The 18,757-nt window shown below is 67.5% G+C and carries 14 protein-coding genes; 4 read left to right on the top strand and 10 right to left on the bottom strand.

The features are described from left to right. Positions 1 to 3 precede the first annotated feature (3 nt). Both P3G67_RS07470 and P3G67_RS07465 read right to left on the bottom strand, forming a co-directional pair. Positions 4 to 1,044 (bottom strand): family 2 encapsulin nanocompartment cargo protein polyprenyl transferase, encoded by a 1,041-nt coding sequence (locus P3G67_RS07470; RefSeq protein WP_391858213.1) that lies wholly within the window; start codon positions 1,042 to 1,044, stop codon positions 4 to 6. 48 nt (positions 1,045 to 1,092) lie between these two features. Beyond that, entirely contained in the window at positions 1,093 to 2,535 is a 1,443-nt protein-coding gene (locus tag P3G67_RS07465) for a family 2B encapsulin nanocompartment shell protein (RefSeq protein WP_276092818.1), read from the bottom strand. A gap of 213 nt (positions 2,536 to 2,748) precedes the next feature. On the opposite strand from P3G67_RS07465, the gene P3G67_RS07460 reads away from it, so the two are divergent. Both P3G67_RS07460 and P3G67_RS07455 read left to right on the top strand, forming a co-directional pair. Further along, a complete protein-coding gene (locus tag P3G67_RS07460) occupies positions 2,749 to 3,825 on the top strand; it encodes an asparaginase (RefSeq protein WP_276092730.1) in 1,077 nt (358 codons plus the stop codon). 127 nt (positions 3,826 to 3,952) lie between these two features. Beyond that, on the top strand, positions 3,953 to 4,744 hold the full coding sequence (locus P3G67_RS07455; protein ID WP_276092729.1) for a hypothetical protein: 792 nt from the start codon (positions 3,953 to 3,955) through the stop codon (positions 4,742 to 4,744). A 227-nt stretch (positions 4,745 to 4,971) separates the two neighbouring features. On the opposite strand, the gene P3G67_RS07450 is transcribed toward P3G67_RS07455, so the two are convergent. Next, positions 4,972 to 5,166 carry a hypothetical protein gene (locus P3G67_RS07450; RefSeq protein ID WP_276092728.1) on the bottom strand — a complete coding sequence of 65 codons (195 nt, stop codon included), beginning with the start codon at positions 5,164 to 5,166 and terminating at the stop codon, positions 4,972 to 4,974. A 109-nt stretch (positions 5,167 to 5,275) separates the two neighbouring features. Here P3G67_RS07450 and P3G67_RS07445 point away from each other — a divergent pair, with 109 nt between their 5' ends. Further along, positions 5,276 to 6,244 (top strand): LysR family transcriptional regulator, encoded by a 969-nt coding sequence (locus P3G67_RS07445; RefSeq protein WP_276092727.1) that lies wholly within the window; start codon positions 5,276 to 5,278, stop codon positions 6,242 to 6,244. Between the two features lie 121 nt (positions 6,245 to 6,365). On the opposite strand, the gene P3G67_RS07440 is transcribed toward P3G67_RS07445, so the two are convergent. Continuing rightward, positions 6,366 to 7,475 (bottom strand): MFS transporter, encoded by a 1,110-nt coding sequence (locus tag P3G67_RS07440; protein WP_276092726.1) that lies wholly within the window; start codon positions 7,473 to 7,475, stop codon positions 6,366 to 6,368. Positions 7,476 to 7,507: 32 nt separating this feature from the next. Here P3G67_RS07440 and P3G67_RS07435 point away from each other — a divergent pair, with 32 nt between their 5' ends. Next, on the top strand, positions 7,508 to 8,791 hold the full coding sequence (locus P3G67_RS07435; protein WP_276092725.1) for an IS256 family transposase: 1,284 nt from the start codon (positions 7,508 to 7,510) through the stop codon (positions 8,789 to 8,791). A 15-nt stretch (positions 8,792 to 8,806) separates the two neighbouring features. Here the strand turns inward: P3G67_RS07435 and P3G67_RS07430 are convergent, their stop codons facing one another. The 6 genes from P3G67_RS07430 to P3G67_RS07405 form a co-directional block, all read right to left on the bottom strand. Then, positions 8,807 to 9,016: a hypothetical protein gene (locus P3G67_RS07430; RefSeq protein WP_276092724.1), complete on the bottom strand. Its 210-nt coding sequence runs from the start codon at positions 9,014 to 9,016 to the stop codon at positions 8,807 to 8,809. A gap of 586 nt (positions 9,017 to 9,602) precedes the next feature. After that, positions 9,603 to 9,839, bottom strand: coding sequence for an acyl carrier protein (locus P3G67_RS07425; protein WP_276092723.1), 237 nt, complete (start codon positions 9,837 to 9,839; stop codon positions 9,603 to 9,605). 15 nt (positions 9,840 to 9,854) lie between these two features. After that, the gene (locus tag P3G67_RS07420) at positions 9,855 to 10,838 is read right to left on the bottom strand and encodes a beta-ketoacyl-ACP synthase III (protein WP_276092722.1); all 984 of its coding nucleotides are present in this window, start codon (positions 10,836 to 10,838) and stop codon (positions 9,855 to 9,857) included. Further along, positions 10,838 to 11,059, bottom strand: coding sequence for an MbtH family protein (locus P3G67_RS07415; protein ID WP_276092721.1), 222 nt, complete (start codon positions 11,057 to 11,059; stop codon positions 10,838 to 10,840). The genes P3G67_RS07420 and P3G67_RS07415 overlap by 1 nt, the downstream gene beginning before the upstream one ends. After that, positions 11,056 to 12,855: a non-ribosomal peptide synthetase gene (locus P3G67_RS07410; RefSeq protein ID WP_276092720.1), complete on the bottom strand. Its 1,800-nt coding sequence runs from the start codon at positions 12,853 to 12,855 to the stop codon at positions 11,056 to 11,058. The genes P3G67_RS07415 and P3G67_RS07410 overlap by 4 nt, the downstream gene beginning before the upstream one ends. Further along, on the bottom strand, positions 12,856 to 18,756 hold the full coding sequence (locus P3G67_RS07405; protein ID WP_276092719.1) for a type I polyketide synthase: 5,901 nt from the start codon (positions 18,754 to 18,756) through the stop codon (positions 12,856 to 12,858). Position 18,757 lies beyond the last annotated feature (1 nt).

The raw sequence follows: 18,757 nt of genomic DNA, 5'->3' as shown, positions 1-18,757 counted from the left end.
GCCCTAGTGGTTCCTGCGGGTCACCAGCTCGGCCAGCGCCAGGAGGTCCCCGGCGGCGACGCCGTCGGGGACGACTCCCGACAGATGGTCGATCGCTCCCGCCATCCGGTCGCAGGCCTGTGCCTGGGCCCAGTCACGGCCCCCTGCCCGCTCGATGGCCTCCGCCGCCCGGCACAGGTCGTCGGTGGACAGTGCGTCATCGCGAGCGTAGATCCGGTCCAGCTCGGCCCCGGCCAACGTCCCCGAACGCAGCGCCGCCACCACCGGAAGTGACTTCTTACGGGCCGCCAGATCCGCCCCGACCGGCTTGCCGGTGACCTCCGCGTCCCCCCAGATGCCGATCAGGTCATCGATCAGCTGGAACGCCAATCCCACCTGGCGGCCGAACGCGTCCAGCGCGTCCGCTGTCGCGTCGTCGGCCCCGGCGTACAGCGCGCCCAGCGCACAGGCGCAGCCCAGCAGTGCTCCGGTCTTCGCCTCGGCCATGGCCAGGCACTCGTCGAGTGAGACATCCGTGCGCCGCTCGAACTCGCAGTCCGCGTGCTGGCCGTCGCACAGCTCGATCACGCACTCGGACAGCCGGGTGGCAGCTCTACCGGCGGCCGGATGGGTGTCCTCGGCCAACAGCCGCAGGGCCAGGGCCTGCAGGGCGTCGCCCGCGAGGATGGCGTCCTCGGTGCCGAACACCGCCCAGGCAGACGGGCGGTGGCGGCGGGTTGGGTCGCGGTCGATCACATCGTCGTGCAGCAGTGTGAAGTTGTGCACCAACTCCACGGCCGCGGCGGCCGATGCCGTCGGGCCGGGTTGGCCACCGAGCGCATGCGCGGCGGCCAGTACCAGCGCGGGCCGAATCGCCTTTCCCGCGTCTGCGTAGGCGGGGGAGCCATCGGCGTTCAGCCAGCCGAAGTGGTACCCGGCGACGCGGCGCATCGACTCGGGCAGTGACTCAACCGCCGTACGCAACGCGGGATCCACGGTGAGCCGGGTACGGGACAGGATCTCCGCGGCCTCATGGCCCTCTCGATCGAGCGTTGACATTCCCATGGTTGCCACACCTCGATTTCGTCAGTGACCGCTGGGACGCAGGACCCCTCAGTTCCGAGCGCGGGCGACCTCCACGTTCTCCAGGATGCCGATGGCGTCCGGCACCAGGATCGCGGCCGAGTAGTAGGCGCTCACCAGGTAGGAGATGATGGCTTTTTCGTTGATGCCCATGAAGCGTACGGACAGCCCCGGCTCGTATTCGTCGGGCAGGCCGATCTGGTGCAGCCCGACCACGCCCTGATTGTCCTCGCCGACGCGCAGCACGATGATGGAGCTGGTGTGGCCGTCGTTGATGGGAATCTTGTTGCAGGGCAGCAGCGGTAGTCCGCGCCATGACGGCACCGCATTACCGTGGAAATCGATGGTGCCCGGATAGATGCCCAGCCGGTTGCATTCCCGTCCGAACGCGGCGATGGTCTGCGGATGCGCCAGCAGGAACTGGGAGTTGCGGCGCCGACTGATGAGTTCGTCGAGGTCGTCCGGGGTGGGTGGGCCGGAATGCGTGTGGATCCGCTGGCTGTAGTCGGCGTTGTACAGCAGCCCGAAATCACGGTTGTTGATGAGCTCGTGCTCCTGGCGTTCGCGGAGCGCTTCGATGGTGAGCCGCAACTGGTGCTCGACCTGGTTCATCGGGTGGTTGTAGAGATCGGCGACCCTGCTGTGTACCCGGAGCACCGTCTGGGCGACGCTCAACTCGTACTCGCGGGGCGAGAGTTCGTAGTCCACGAAGGTGCCGGGCAGGTCGGGCTCGCCGTCATGTCCGGAGGCCAGGTGGATGGCCGCCTCGCCGTGCTTGTTCTTCGCCAGTTGCGTGCCGCTCAGGAACCGCTGGATCTGCTCCCTTAGCGAATCCGACTGCTCGGCGATCGCCTGGAACGCCTGCCTCGGCAGGCCCAGCAGGGTCACCGGTGTCACGGCCTTCGCGGTGAACTCCCAGCTGCTGTCGTCCTGCGTCAGCATCTGGTTGCCGAAGTGGTCGCCGTCCGCCAGCACGCCCAGCACGGCCTGCTCGCCGTACTTGCCGGTGCCGATCTTGTTCACCTTGCCGTGCACTACCAGGTAGACATGGTCGGCGGGTGCCCCCGCCTCCGAGATGACCTGCCCGGCGGTGAACTCGTGCTGCACAAAACGGTCCGCCAGCGCGTTGAGCACATCGATGTCGTCGTAACCGCGCAGCACCGGCAACTCGCCGAGTTCTTCCGGGATCACCCGGACCTCGGACCCGCTTTGGACGAACGTCACCCGCCCGTCGCCCACCGTGTAGGTCAGCCGTCGGTTCACCCGATACGTGCCACCGGAAACCTGGACCCACGGAAGAACGCGCAGCAGCCACCGTGAGGTAATGCCCTGCATTTGCGGTGCGGACTTGGTGGTAGTCGCCAAGTTCCGTGCCGCCGCGGTGCCAAGGCTCAACCGAGCCGGGCCATTTGAGGAAGAGGCGTCGCCGGATTCCCCACCTGATTCCACGCCAATACCAGCATCGACCGACATCGAAAGTCCCTCCCCTGAACCCGTGTGGCCTGCAAAACAATGGTGACGGCCAGTAGCGAGGATTGTCATCACACGTTCAGGTGAAACGACGGTACAGTTGCGCGATTCGTGATGCGTCCCCATGGCTCCCTGCCCAACGGAGCCACACGGCACACTCCGCGGGACCGTTGCGGAGGTGGCGTGAGAGGGTTCGAGTGGTGGGAACAACGCGTTGTGAACGCGACGGACGGGAACGGAAACGAGGCGATCGACGTGGCCGCGGAACCGGCGGACCGGCGTGACCCGAGGGTCGCCGTGCTCACCCTCGGCGGCACCATCGCGATGACCGCCGACCCCTCGACGGGAGCCGTGCGTCCCGCACTCTCCGCGCGCCAACTCCTGGACACCGTACCGGGCCTGACCGCGCTCGGGGTGTCCCTGCGCGTGCGCGACATCCGCAACCTGCCCGGCGCCTCACTGTCACTGGCCGACCTGGACGGCCTGCACACCGCCATCGAGGCGGAGTCGGCGGACGGCGCCGACGGTGTGGTGGTGGTCCAGGGCACCGACACCATCGAGGAGACCGCCTTCTACCTCGACCTGCTGCACCGGTCCGACATCCCCGTCGTCGTCACCGGAGCGCTGCGCAACCCGACGCAGCCCGGCCCCGACGGTCCGGCCAATCTGTACGCGGCCGTGGTCGCCGCCTCCTCCGCGCGGCTGCGCGGCGCCGGATGCGTGGTCGTGCTCGGCGACGAGATCCACGCCGCGCGCACCGTCACCAAGGCCCACAGCACCAGCCCCGCCGCGTTCACCTCACCCGGATCCGGCCCCCTCGGACTGGTGGCCGAAGGGCGGGTATGGTCGCACCACGGCCTGCCCTACCGCACCTCGGCACGACTCACCGGCGACGTGGTGCGCGATGGCGTACGGGTCCTGCTGCACACCGTCACACTCGGCGACGACGGCCTGGCGCTGGAGTTGCTGCTGGACGGTGCCGCGGACCGGTGCCACGGCCTGGTCGTCGCCGGATTCGGCGTCGGCCACGTGCCGGAGGCTGCGGTGGCGCCGCTGGAGCGGCTGGCGGCACGCATCCCCGTGGTGCTCACCTCCCGTACCGGAGCGGGGCCGGTGCTCGCCGCCACCTACGGCTTCCCCGGCTCGGAGCGGGACCTGCTGTCCCGCGGGCTGATCCGCGGCGGCGACCTCACCCCGTACAAGGCGCGACTGCTGCTGCACCGGCTGCTCGCGACCCGGTGCCAACTCCCCGAGATCACCGCCGCGTTCGAGGCTGTCGGCCGCCGCGGCTGAACGGCCCGGGCTCGAACCTGTCCTGGCCACCCGTCAGGACCAAACGATCGGAGGGATGGGTGGTACGCCACGCCACTCATGGTTATTTACCACGGTTCATCCCTTTTTCGGGATAGTAACAGTGTTCGTGTGTCCTAGTGCCTGCAAGCTCCTCGTGCTGTCCGTCACCGTCGCCGCCAGCGCCGACGTGGCTCTGAGCGGCCCCGCCGGCCATGCCGCCACGCACGCGGCCGTGGCGAAGCCCGCGGCCGTGGCCAAGGTGCCGGCCAAGCCGCACAGCACCCGTTTCAGGCCGACCGTCGCGAACCCGACCACCGCCTCCGCGGTCCAGCTCGCGACGGGCGCCCGGTCCGTGGTGCTGTCCAAGCGGCTCGACTCCCGGTCGCTGGGGGCCCGGACCGGTCAGCCCATCACCCGCGGCGCCGTCATGGCGCGGGCCCACAGCTGGATCGCCGAGGGCGTGCCCTACAACCGCAACGCGTACAACAGCGACAGCAACGGCACGTACCGCCAGGACTGCTCCGGTTTCGTCTCCATGGCCTGGAACCTGCCGTCCAGTCCGGCCAACAACTACGGCGAGACCACCGGCACACTGCCGAACTTCGCCACCGAGCTGAACTCCCTGGACGACCTCCAGCCCGGTGACATGCTGGACAACATCTCCACCCATGTCGTGCTGTTCAAGGGCTGGACCGATGGCAACCACACCACGGCCAGGATCCTTGAGGAGGCCCACTCCGGCACCACCGCCCGGGAGGACGCCCGCTTCTACACGCGCGGCTACCTCTCCGCCCACCGCTACCGCCCGTTCCGCTACAACAGGATCCAGGACGCGGCGCCCCCGGACATCCTCCGGCCCCCCGCGGCCGACCCCGACGACGATGTGGAGCCGCTGGTCCGCGGCCGGAAGGCGGAGTAGGGGGCTGGCCGACGGACCGGCACTGAGCCGCGGAAAAGCAGAAAACCCCAGGTTAACTGGGGTTTTCGTCTGTGTCCGAGGGGCGTCTCGACCCATATGTACACGCCTACGTTGCGCGGGTCGCTCCGGGCCGTACAGGGTCTGCTCGGCCTGGCGGTAGAGTCCGGCTTCGCGAGCGGGCACTGGGGATCCCGTTCGAACCGGTGGTGAGCGCCGCGGCTGGCAAGTCACTGTCGGATCACTTGCGGGGCGGACAGATCCGGCAGCTTCGCCTCGTTTGCCGGCGACGTTCTGATCATGCGCTCCGGCAGCACCTCCCACCACGTGCCCGGCACTCCCGCGACACGCAACATCGCCACCGCTTCCGGCCCGGGATCACCCAGGTTAACTTTCCCGGCCCACAGGCAGCCCAGGCCAGCCATCCCCGAAACGTCACACCGTCAGCAGGCCCGACTTCCTCAGGAACAAGTAGTTTGTGGAACGGTTGAGACCGTATGACAGCCATTACAGTTTTCAAAGCGATTGTTGTTGATGCATGAAATTGATGCTGTTGCTGGTTTCGGAAAGGGCTGGTTTGCGGTGGACCTCAAGGGCGTGGACCTGAATCTGCTGGTGGCGCTGGACGCGTTGCTCAGCGAGCGCAATGTGACCCGCGCGGCAAAGCGGTTGTCACTGGGGCAGCCGGCGATGAGCGCTGCGTTGGGGCGGTTACGTAGGTACTTCGACGATCCGCTGCTGGTGCGGGAGGGCAAGGTGCTGGTGCTGACGCCGACAGCGGTCTCCCTCGGGCCGCTGGTACGTGACGCGGTGGCGGCAAACGAGGCGGTCTTCGGCCAGCATCGAGGGTTCGACTCGAAGGCCGATCGCCAGCGGTTCACCATCATGGCCAGCGACTACGTGACGCTTGTCCTGCTGCGGCCGTTGGTGGCGCGGCTGGCGCGGGAGGCGCCGTCGCAGCGTGTGAACGTCGTGCCGGTGAAGGCGGACCACGCCGAGCAGTTGCGGATGGGACAGACGGATCTGCTCGTCCTGCCTGCGGAGTTGGCTGGATTCGGGTTCGCGTTCCCACAGCGGTACCTGTTCAACGACCGGTACGTGCTGATCGCCGACGCGGACAATCACAACGTGAGGTCGGCGGTCACCGCCGAGGAGTTCGCCCGGCTGCCTTACGTGGCCTACAGCGGTGGGCCGTTGTCCTCGTTAGCCGAGGCGCAGCTGGAGGCGCTGGGAATCTCTCCGTCGGTCAAGGCCAGCACGCAGAGCTTCGTCACCATGCCGCACCTGGTGATCGGCACGCCGTTCGTGTCGCTGGTACCCGAGCGACTGGCCCGCCTAGTCGCCGCCTGGGCGCGCCTGAAAGTGCTTGAGCCCCCGGTGCCGCTCCGGCCGGTCAGCGAGGCCTTGTTCTGGCACCCTCGGCACACCGCCGATCGTGCGCACAGCTCGCTGCGGGATCGGATCGCCGACCACGCGGCGGAGCTTGACCATCAGCGGTATTGACGAAAAGCCGATCCGCACAGCGCCTCACGGAAGTCCGCGTCGAACTTCCGACCACTTCCGCCACGACTCCCGACTTTTTCGTCAGTCAGGGCCTCCACGGTACGGGGGGATGCTCACCTGCTTACGCATGCTGGTCCACCGGAATGAGTCGTCCTATGCCGAGTACGGGCAGCGCGGTAAGCAGGGATCCAATACCCCCGACCCACAGCGTGGGTACCACGCCCATCAGCGAGGACAACCAGCCTGCCAGCAAGGCGGAGATAGGGATGCTGCCCCATACGACAAATCTGATGGAGGCGTTCATCCTGCCGAGGAGATGCTTGGGGCACAAGCTCTGGCGAAGACTGACCTGCGTAACGTTGTAGACCAGCGCTGCCGCCGTCATGCAGAACTCGGCAATCGTCAGCAGCACCGTGCCCAGATTTCTGTGATCACGTGAAATCAAGCCGGCAACTGGATTGACCATGACGAACACCGCCGCTGCGACTAGACCGCCCGCGATCACGGTCCCGTCGGACAGACGGCGCCGCAGCATCGGAGCCAGACTGGCCCCCAGCACGCCGCCGATCGATCCGCAGGTCATCACCACCCCGAGCATGAAGGCGTCGAGGCCCATGGTGCGCAGTACCAAGATGGGCATCAGCGTCGAGACCATGCACACGAAGAGGTTCGAGAACCCCATCGCCACGACGAGCCGTCTGATGACCGGCTGGTCACGCACAAAGCGGAGACCTTCGCCGATCTCTGCGGCCAGGGCCCGCCGAGGCCCCGCTTCCAGCCGCTGCTGGACCTCCGAGTCCTTGGTCAATGCCAGACAGCCGAAGCTGACGAAGTAGGAAAGCGCGTCCCCGAGCATGAGGACGGGAGCGCTTACCACCCGCATGAACAGTCCACTCAGTGCCGGTCCGCCGGTGGTCGCGAGCTGCGAGGTAGCTTCCAGCCGGGCGTTGGCTCTCCCGACGTCACCGTCAGATACCAGAATGGGCACATACGACTGGTAGGCCACATCGAAGAAAACCGTCACCAGACCGACGAGCGTGGCAACCGCGTACAGGTGCCAGATCTCGAGCTTACCGGCGAACCACAACCACGGGATTGCGAGGACGACCAGTGAGCGTATGAGGGCCGCCAGCATCATCGTCGGGCGCTTGAGCCATCGATCGACCCAGGCACCGGCGGGAAGGCCGACCAGCAGGAAACTCACGGTGGATACGGGGGACTGTACGGTCACTGGTGTAACTCCCGAGCTGGAAGCGACAGTTGATGACTGACGTGGTGAGTGACACCAAGGCCCAAGAGGTGCCCGTGGACGAGGTCCTGGACGACGCCCTGATCCAGCAGCTGATGGCCCGTGCGAAGGACGGCGGGATGAAGCTGGCTGGCGAGGGCGGTCTGCTGCAGCAACTGACCAAGAAGCTGCTGGAGTCCGCCTTGGAGGGCGAGATCACCGACCACCTGGGCCACGAGAACGGCGAGCGGGCCGAGGACGGGCGGAGGGAGAACTACCGCAACGGCCACCGAGGCAAGACTGTGACCACCGAGATCGGCACCGTCGAGATCGAGGTGCCCCGGGACCGGGCCGGCACCTTCGAACCGATGATGGTCAAGAAGCGTCAGAAGCGCCTTGCCGGTGTCGATGAGATGGTGCTGTCCCTGTCCGCGAAGGGTCTGACCCACGGCGAGATCTCCGCCCACCTGGCCGAGGTCTACGGGGCGAACGTCTCCAAGCAGACCATCTCCACCATCACCGACAGCGTGGTCGCGGGGATGACGGAATGGCAAAACCGGCCGCTCGACGCGGTTTACCCGGTCGTCTTCATCGACTGTGTGAACGTGAAGATCAGGGAGGGCCAGGTCGCTAACCGGCCCGTCTACATGGCCGTGGCGGTCACCGCCGAGGGCCACCGCGACATCCTCGGCCTGTGGGTCGGCGACGGGGGCGAGGGCGCGAAATATTGGCTCCAGGTGCTGACCGAGATCAAGAACCGCGGCGCCGCGGACGTGCTGATGCTGGTCTGCGACGGGTTGACGGGGTTGCCGGACGCGGTCAATGCGGTCTGGCCTGCGACGATCGTGCAAACCTGTGTCGTTCACCTGTTGCGCAACTCGTTCAAGTACTGCGGGCGGCAGGACTGGGAGAAGATCGCGCGTGGGCTGAAGCCGGTCTACACCGCGCCGACCGAAGAGGTCGCGCTGGAGCGGTTCGTGGAGTTCGCCGAGGCGTGGGGGAAGAAATACCCGGCGATCGTGCGGTTGTGGGAGTCGTCCTGGTCGGAGTTCGTGCCGTTCCTGCGGTTCGACGTGGAGATCCGCCGGATCGTGTGCACCACCAATGCCATCGAGTCGATCAACGCCCGCATCCGCAAGGCTGTGCGTGCCCGTGGGCACTTTCCGACAGAGCAGGCCGCGCTGAAGTGCGTGTATCTGGCGGTGATGAGCCTGGACCCGACCGGGACAGGACGGCGGCGCTGGGCGATCCGATGGAAGCCAGCGCTGCAGGCATTCGACATCACCTTCGACGGACGACTCTCGGCCGCCCGCCGCTAGAACCCGACAACCGAGTTACACCACTGGCTGGACACACCCGGATACGGCCCCCAGGATGCCAACCTGCGTGTTGCTGGCATGCAGGACGTCAACAGCGATGACCGGCATACCCAGTGCGCCGATGCGCGTGCCGAACTGGGAGAGTGTCTGGCCGAACCAGAAACGCATGAAGCCGGAGCTCGACACCGAAGAGGTGCCGACCGTTGCTTGCGTTCGGACGGTCATGCCTGCGCCTCTTTCTCAGGGCTGCGGTGGCCGTTGTTCAGGAAGACCGAGCCGGGCTGTGTGGTCCTGCCCTCTGCACGATGTCCTGGACGTGTTGCATGCGGACGACGAATCGTTTCCTTACGTAGATGAGGTAGCGCTGCCGATGCACGCGGCGGGCAGCACCAGCAGGCTCGACCAATGCCGGCGAGGACAGCGCGGTCGTTGTCGGTGAACGTGGACTCGCCGACCTGGCGCCGCAGACCAGCAACTGGTGTAGCAGCGCCAGGATCTCCACTAGGGCACGGCGAGGTACGCAAGGCACAGCAGCACGAAGATCATGATGGTGTCGATGCCCTGCGCAGTGGAGACAACTGGGTGGAGGAAGGGCGGCCGGGGGCCGGGGAACCAAACCGCTTACACCCGGGTGGATGAATGATCGGCACACGCACCGTAGGGGCGTCACGGGAACTGTCGGTCTGGCGCTGCATGAACCCAATTCGTGGGGGAGCGTCCGACACCCAGACACGTCCACCTGGCGATCGTCAGCCTCTCACGAAAACACCCATGTCACAGCTGTGCATGGAGTTTTCGGCACCCGCAAGGGTCATCGGGAGAGGACAGCGCCCTTGTGCTGCAACAGATCGGCCAACTCACCCAAGGTGATCTGCTGGTTCACTTCCGCGTCGTCGATGGTCACCTTGAGGTCATCCTCCAGGGCGGCACAGATCTCGGCTGTGGTCAGCGAGTCGAGGTCGAGGTCCTCGAAGCTCTTGTCCGGCGCGATCTCGCCGCTGACCCGGAAAGTCTCTTCGAGCAGGTTGCGCAGGTAGTCGTACATCATGATGGTGTTCTCCTCCTACAGTTCTGATTCAACCGTGTTGATCTCCGGCCACACCAGTGCCGCCGATGCCCAGGCGAGCCCGGCGCCGAAGGCCGTGAGCACCATGCGATCACCGGCTCTGATCGTCCCGTTCGCCTGCCCGTGCGCCAGTGCGAGCGGAATCGACGCCCCCGCGGTGTTCCCGGTCCGCTCCAACGCGCACACCGCCCTGTCTTCGGGCAGCGAGAGCTGCTGCGCCACAGCCCGGATGATCCGCATGTTGGCCTGGTGCGGGACGAAGGTGTCAACTTCGCTGATCGCCCAGCCGCACTGGTCGAGCACCCGCAGTGTCGAGCTCGTCATGTGCTCGATCGCTTTGAGGTAGACCCGTTTGCCGGCCATCGAGAGGTAACCGCCCTGCCCCCCGGGCCAATGGATCAGGTCGCGGCCAGTTCCGTCGCTCCCCCAATCCACGGCGAGCACCGCCCCCCGCTCGTCGCGCCGGCCGCTTCTCAGCACAGCCGCCCCGGCACCGTCGCCGAACAGCACCCTCGTGGCACGGTCCGCCGGGTCGACGGCCCTTGAGTACTTCTCCGAGGCCACCATGAGGATGTCGCCGGCAAGGCCGGTCCCGATCAGGCCGGCCGACACCGCCAACGCGTAGATGAAGCCGGAGCACGCGGCGGACACGTCGAACGCGGGCACAGAACCAAGCCCGAGGCTGCTGGCAACCTGTGGTCCCGCAGCGGGTAGAGGACGATCAGGGGTCGACGTCGCCACCACCACCGCGTCGACCTCGGCGAGACCGGCCGCCTTGAGAGCGTTCTCGCCCGCCGCGACGGCCAAGTCGCGCATCGACACGTCGGGGCCGGCAATCCGCCGTGCGGCGATGCCTGTCCTCTCGCGTATCCAGGAATCGCTGGTGTCCAGGCGCTCGGACAGTGCCGCGTTGTCCTCTTCCCCCACGGGAAGGCAGGTACCGAGCCCGGCGAGCACAGCTGTCTGGTCTGAGGTGATCATCAGTCACCCCGTTGCGATGCCGACCCTATGAGGCTCTTGGGCCGCAGGTCGGTCCAGTTCTCCTCGATGTAGGCCATGCAGTCGGCTCGTGTGTCCGGGCCCTGGACCACCTGCCAACCGGCGGGCACGTCATTGAAGCTCGGCCACAGCGAGTGCTGCCTCTCGTCGTTTACCAGCACCAGGAACTGGCCGTTCGGATCGTCGAAACAGTTCATTCTCATCGCACCTTCCCGCGCGTCATGTCCGGGTCAGCAGGAAACTCGTCGAGCAGCTCAGCGGCGAGCTCGGCCACGGTCGGGCAGCCGAGGAGGACCTGCATCGGTACGTCCATCCCCAACTCAGCGCCGATCGACTTCCTGATCCTGATCAGTGCCATGGAGTTGCCGCCCAGGGCGTAGATGTTGTCGTCGCGCCGCACCGTTTGGACTTTCAACGTGCTCGCCCAGATCTCGGCCAGCCGCCCTTCCAGCAGCCCAACCTCTTCGTTCGCGACTTCGGGTGACCTGTGGTCGCGGTCGGCGAGCAACTGCGGTTCGCGTGGCAGCCGTGAGCGGTCGATCTTCCCGTTCGTGGTGAGGGGAAGCTCGTCGAGCAACGCGTAGTGGGCCGGCCGCAACGCGCTTGGCAGCTTGGCGCCGACGTGCGCGCTCAGTTCGGCGACAGTCGGCGGGGTTCCGTGGTCGGCGGGCCATATGTAGGCCAGCAGATACTGCGCCGGTTCGGTACCGGCGACGCTCACCGCGGCTGCCGACACCAGCCGATGGCTCATCAGCACCTGCTCGATCTCGCTGAGCTCGATCCGCACGCCGCGGATCTTGACCTGGTGGTCACGCCTTCCAACGAACTCCAGCCGGCCGTCTTCGGTGCGCCGCGCGTGGTCCCCGCTTCGGTACACACGACGGCCGGGGTTTCCGGAGAAGGGGTCGGCGACGAACCTGCTGGCGGTCAGGGCCGGCAGCCGGGGATAGCCGTTGCTGACGCCGATGCCGCCGATCACCAGTTCACCGACAGCCCCATCGGGAACCTGTTGGAAGGCGTCGTCGACCAGGTAGATCTCAACCCCGGAAACGGGGTCCCCGAGCGAGACAGTCCGATCGGTGTCAGCGCGGGTGAGGTAGGTCGATGTGGCGACCACGGTTGTCTCGGTCGGTCCGTACACGTTGCGCACCAGGGGAACGCCGCTGTCGAGCAGCCTGGCGACCAGGCTGGGCGGCACGGCTTCGCCGCCCAGGGTGACCAGCTGCACGCTGCTCGGCAGCGGCCGGTCGCGCATCACGTCGCTCAGCACGCTGGGCACCCCGTTGATCTGCGTCGGCCGCACGTGCGCCGGCAGGTCCGCCACCTCCACGTGATTGTTCAACACCAGCACCGAACCGCCGACGGTCAGTGCCGGCAGGATCTCGGCGACGGAGAAGTCGAAGCAGAGCGACGTTGCTGCGACGCTGCACTCGAATGTCTCACGGGGACAGTGGTGGACGGTCCAACCCACGAAGTTGTCCAGGCTCCGGTGGGTGATCCAGCACCCCTTCGGCGCGCCGGTGGTGCCCGAGGTGTAGATGACCAGCGCGGTCGCCCCCGGAACCGTTGCGCGGAAGGGCAGTTCGCCCTCGCGGTGGTTGGCCATGCACGCATCGGTGTCAATCAGCGTCCACGGCCCTGGTGGCACTGAACCGGCGCAGTCCTGGTCGACCAGCACTCGCCGCGCGCCCGAATCCGCCAGCAGGAAGGCGATTCGGTCCGCGGGGTGGCCGGCGTCCAACGGCAGGTAGGTCCGGCCGGACAGCAGTACGCCGAGCAGTGCCGCGATCAGTTCGGGCGTGCGCCGCAGCAGCAGGCCAACGGGTTCGTCGACCGGTACCTCCACCGCGTCCAGTCGCTTGGCGACCGCACCGGCCTTGCCGAGCAGCTCACGGTAGGTGAGCTGCCGGTCCAGCGTGCGAACCGCCACCGCGTCGGGATTCCGTTCCAACGCCGACCGCAGCAGGTCGGCGATGGACTCGTTGCGTTGCGGGGCCATTCAGGACTCTCCGTTGGCATGTGCGGTCTCACGTACCAGTTCGAGCCAACGCGTCCAGAGCAGCGCGACGTCCTCCGCGGGTATCCGGTCGCGGTGCACGATCTCCACGAACACCTTGTCCTCCATCGGGACGACGTCGAAGAGCAGGTCGAACATCGCTTCCACGGTGGACGGCAGGCTCACCTGGACGTCCAGGTCGCCCATCTTCGGCGATGGCATCGGGCGGTTGAGGTTGAACACCACGGAAGTGAACTGCTGGCGGGCGAGCCAGGGGTCATCGAGCTGCGCCCGGTCGGCGAGTGCACCAAGGATGCTTTCCAGCGGCAAGGTCCCGTTGGCCAAGTCCTCGCCGAGCAGTTGGCTGAACCGCTTGCGGTGCGCGGGGAAGCCGGTGTCGGTGAGTCGGCTGCGCACCGGGACGTAGCTGACGAAGTGTCCGACCAGTCCCTGTTCCGCCTCGCCCCGGCACTGGTCGACCGGGGTGCTGACCACCAGGTCATCGTGTCCGGTCACCTCGTGCAGCGCCGCGGTGAACGCGCTGAAGACCGCCATGAACGGTGTGCAGCGCAGTTGCGCGCACCGGTTCACCAACGCCGCCCACAGGCCGGAGTCGAAGTGGAACGCCTGCCGGGTCGCCGGAGCGCTCGCCGGGCGGTCCGGGTCAGCCCACGCCAGTGCGGGAGGTGTGTCCAGACGCTGCTGCCAGTAGTCGAGCGCCGCCTTTCGTTCACCCGCCGCCAGTTCCGTGGATGCGGGCTGTGTCCGTCCACCCCGCATCGTCACCGGGGCCAGGCCCCGTGTGGCGCGCGTGTAGCCGTCGGCGAGGTCGTTGAGCACGGCGACCATGGAGGTGCCGTCGAACACCACGTGGTGGGCTGAGACCAGCAGGTGGTGGTGGGTGTCTGAATGCCGAAGCACAGTGGGACGGAACAGCGGCCCCGCTGCGAGATCGAACGGTGTGTTGGAGAACTCGTCGATCACGGCCTGCGGACTGCCTCCCGGGGACACCGTGTGCACAGGTGTCGTGCTTTCGGCGCCGCCGACCACGACCAGGTCGCGTCCGTCGGAGGAGCAGACCGCGCGCAGTGCCGGGTGCCGTTGCCGTACCGCGGCCAACGCGGCATCCAGTGCCGGCAGGTCCAGCTCGCCGGTGAGCTCCAGCACCGCGGTCTCGTTATAGACCACCGATTTCGGCTCGAGCCGCTGGCTGATCTGCCACACCTCTCGTTGCTGGGCGGACATCGGCCAGCGGTCAGCCGTCCGAACCGGGGGTACGGTGGCGGCGCCGTCCAGGAACTCCGCCTCCCGCAAGTCGTGCAGACCGCGGTCCACCGCATCGATCAGGCGCTCGGCGTCGCTGTCGGTGTGGGCGGCGGACATGAAGAACGTCCTGCCCTCCCACATGTAGATGCCGTCCGCCAGCAGGCTGTGGTAGAGCATCTCCAACGGCAGCGGGTGGTACAGGTTGGACATCCCGCGGTACTGGAACCGCCACAGTGAGCCGATGGATGCCAGCGAGTACGGCACATCGTGCTGGACGAACAGGTCGGACAGCGCACCGACCACCCGCGCGGTCCTGTCGTTCAGCTCGGTGTAGACGGTGTCCTCGTGTTCTTCCAGGTAGTCCAGGGTGGCGTTGGCCGCCGCCATCGCCAGCGGGTGCTTCTGGAACGTGCCTCCGAAGAACGTGGTCTCCGCGGTCGGAGCGCTCTGGTCGCCGTAGCCCCAGCTGCCACCGTCGAGCCCGTCCATCAGGGCCTGCTTGCCGGCGATCGCCGCCACCGGAAGGCCCCCGCCGAGCACCTTGCCGTAGGTCGCCAGGTCCGGCATGATCCCGAACAGCCCCTGTGCGCCGCGGATGTGCATGCGGAACCCGGTGATCATCTCGTCGAAGATCAGCACCGTGCCGGTATCCTGGGTCAGGCGCCGCAACTTGCGCAGGAACTCGGCTGGCTGCCCAACCGGGTTGCGCGCCTGGATCGGTTCGCAGACGACCGCGGCGATCTCGTGGCTGTTGGCGGCGATGTAGTCCAGCGCGGCCTGGTCGTTGTACGGCAGGATGACCACGTCGTGCAGTGCACCGGGCGACACGCCGTCCACCATCGAGCTCACGCTGCCGAGTTCCTCACCACGCCGTCCGAGCATCCCGTCGGTGATGCCGTGGTAGGACTTCTCGAAGTAGGCCACCTTCCGCCGGCCGGTCCCGAGCCGGGCAAGGCGCACCGCGCCCATCACCGCTTCCGATCCGGTGTTGCAGAAGGAGACCCGGTCGTGCCCGGTGATCCGGCAGAACGTCTCGGCGACCCGGTAGGTGAGTTCCACCTGCGGTCCCAGTGTGAACGAGCGCGGCAGTTGCTCGGCGACCGCGTCCTGGATGAACTGCGGGTTGTGGCCGAAGATGTGCACGCCGAAGCCGACGCAGTAGTCGATGTACTCGCTGCCGTCGGGGTCCCAGAAGTGCGCTCCCCTGCCCCGGTCTATGACGATGGGGAAGTTGAGTTCCTTCAGCTCGGGCCGGAAGTTCCCCCATGGGCGGCTTTCCACCATTCGGTTGCGGTGCAGGCCGGCGAGCTTCTTCGACTGCGGGCTGCGTTCCTCCATGCGCCGCACCAGGGAGTCCACATAGGACTTCTGCCGGTCGCTGAGCCGTGTGCCGGCCGTGGCCGGGGTGGTCGACCTGGGGGCTGCGGGTGCGGTGGACCTGGAGGTTGCGGGTGCGGTGGAGTTGGGGGTTGCGGGTGCGGTGCGCTGCGGTGCCGGCTCCTTGGCGGGCGCGGCGTCCTGGACCTGGACGGCCGGCGAGCCGCCGAGCAGGGCCAGTTGTTGCTGCATGATCACGAGTTGGTTGCGAACCACCGCGTCGAGGCCGGTGGACGCGGTCAGTGCGGTCACCTGCTGAACCGGTGCGGCTGGGGCTTCGGGCTTACTGGCGGCTTCCTCGGAGAAGGCACCGGACTCCGCGAGCGCGGCGGCGAGATCACCGACGGACTGGTACCTCTCGAACAGGTCGGTCGCCTTGAACGACGTGCCATGGCGCTTGTTCAACGTGTTGACCAGTTGGAGCAGCAGGATGCTGTCCGCGCCCAGTTCGAGGAAGAAGGACTGCTGCGTGATCTGTTCCCTGGGGTACTTCAGGATCGTGGCCACTTCGTTGGCCACCTCGGCCAGGGCCTGTTCCTGTGATGCTGGCATCTTGCCCCTCCTCACTGATTCCTGCGGTGGTTCGATGCCGGTGGGAGTCCGGCCGTCCAGTGCCCAGTGGCGTACGCGCTGCCAGGGATAGGTCGGAGTGCTGGGCAGGAAACGTCCGCCCTGGTACACCGTCTGCCAGTCGAGAGCGGCGCGGCGCACGTACAACTCGGGCAGCACGGCCCGCGCGCTCGCCGTGCCGTCACCTTCCTCACCGAGCGCGTGCAGCACGCTCGCCCGCACGCCGACGGCGGCCGCGCTGGTGTGTACCGGGCCGAGCAGTGACTGTTGTGGACTGATCTCGAGGAAGCTGGTGAATCCCGCGGTGGCGGCCTGCTGCACGGCGGACCGGAACTGTACCGAGTTGACCACGCCCCGGCCCCAGTGCCCGGGGTCCATCTGCGCGCGGTCGAGCAGAGCGCCGGTGATCGAGGAGAACAGCGGGATGGACCCGGGACCGGTCGCGGTGCCGACGCCACGGCGCGCGAGTTCCTCGCCAACAGGTGCGAGATCGGGGTGGTGGGAGCCGAATCGTATCGACAGCAGTCGCGCTCGGTAGCCGTCGGCCTCGAGCTGGGCGGCCAGTTGCTCGATCGACTCGGTCGGGCCGGACAGCGTGACATTGCTCGGCCCGTTGTCCACCGCCAGCACGACGTCCTTCGGGCAGCGCGTGAGCAGGTCGCCGATCTCCTGCGGTGCAGCGGCAACCGCCACCATGCGACGATCGGCGGCGGCGTGCTGCATGACCGACCCCCGGGCGACCACCAACGCCACCGCAGCGTGGAAGTCCAGCATGCCGGAAACGTACGCAGCGGCCGCCTCCCCCGCGCTGTGCCCTATCACGGCCGCCGGCCGCAGGCCGAACGACGACCACAGTCCGGCCAGCCCGCTCTGCACAGCGAAGTGCAGAGCCTGCCCGATGTCCGCTCGAGTCAGCGCCACCTCATTGACCTCGGGGCCGCCCTGGCTCAGCAACTCGAACAGGGAAACGCCCAACAGCGGGGCGAACGCGTCGGAACAGCGGTGAACGTGCTCGACCAGGGTTGGCTCCGAGAGGAGCGCCGCACTGAGCCCGGTCGTCTGCCGCCCCAGTCCTGGGAAGACGAAGACGGTGTCGCGCCAGACCGGTCCCTCCACTGTGTCGGGCGTCCCTCCGTCGGCCAGGAACGATTCCACTGACTGACGCAACTCGGCGCGGTCCCGTCCGCTGAGCGCGATGCGCACCGGGTGGTGGGCGCGCCGCGCGGAGGCGCTGTAGCAAAGGTCCTCTGCTGCCGCGCCGTCATCCTCGGACAGCAGGGACAGATACCGCCCTGCCAACTCCCGCAGTGGCTGCCTGCCCTTGGCCGACAGCGGCAGCACCAGTGTCGCCGGCGCGGGCGTCGACGGTCGGTGTGACACCGGTTCCGCCTGCTGGACAACCACATGCGCGTTGGTGCCGCCGAACCCGAACGAGCTGACCGCACCCATCCGACGATCGGGTCCGTCGGGCCAGCGCATGTTCCGTTGGGCGACCGCGAGCCGCGTCCTGTTCGCCGACAGTCGAGGGTTGAGTTCCTCGGTGTGCAGGGAACCCGGGACGGACCCCGCTCGCAGGGAGGCCACGAGCCGGATGATGCCGGCCATTCCCGCCGCCGACTCGGTGTGCCCGATATTGGATTTCACCGAACCCACGTAACAAGAAGGGCTTCCCGCGGGCACCTTCCCGTACGTCGCGGCGAGCGCGCCGAACTCGATCGGATCCCCAAGGGGCGTGCCGGACCCGTGCGCTTCCACGTAGCCGACCTGTTCGGGCCGCACCCCGGCATCGGACAACGCGGCACGGATGACCGCCTCCTGAGCTGGGCCGTTGGGCGCGGTCAGCCCGTTGCTGGCTCCGTCCTGGTTGACTGCGCTGCCCCGGATCACCGCGTGGATCTCGTCGCCGTCCCGCTGGGCCTGGGCCAACGTCTTGAGCACCAGCACGCCGCAGCCATCCGCGCGAACGAAGCCGTCGGCCCCGGCACCGAAGGAACGGCAGCGCCCGGTCGGGGACATCATGCCGGCCTTGGACACGGACACCCAGTTGTCGGCCGCGAGTATCAGGTTCACGCCAGCGGCCAGGGCCAGCGAGCAGTCCCCCTCGCGCAGCGCACGCACCGCGAGGTGCACGGCCACCAGGGAGGACGAACAGGCGGTGTCCACGGCCATGCTTGGGCCGCCCATGTCCAGCAGGTACGACAGCCTGTTGGCCACGATGGAACTGGCATGCCCGGTGACGAAATGCCCACCGAGTTCGGTCAGCTGCTGGCCGAGCAGTCGGCCGTAGTCGCTGCCGCTGACACCAACGAACACCCCGCCGGTGGCCAGTTGGCGGCTCGTCGGCGGCACTCCGGCCAGCTCCAACGCCTCGTACGCCGTCTCCAGCAGAATCCGCTGTTGCGGATCCATCTGTTCGGCTTCCCGCGCCGTGATGCCGAAGAACTCCGCGTCGAACTGGTCGATCCCGTCGACGCAGCCGAGCCAGCGGGTGCTGATCCGGCCCGGCTCGGTCGGGTCGGGCGAGTAGAGATCGCCGAGCCGCCGGGAGTCCGGCACCTCGGTGACCGCGTCGACACCATCGAGCGAAAGCCGCAGGAGGTCCTCGGCAGTTTTCACCGCGCCGGGGAAACGACAGGCCATGCCAATGATCGCGATGTCGCGGTCATCGCGGGCAGTTGCCTTCGGGGCCATT

It is taken from the genome of Streptomyces silvisoli (assembly GCF_029269905.1).
Lineage (GTDB): Bacteria > Actinomycetota > Actinomycetes > Streptomycetales > Streptomycetaceae > Streptantibioticus_A > Streptantibioticus_A silvisoli_A.
This window is presented reverse-complemented; position numbering and strand designations above follow the sequence as displayed.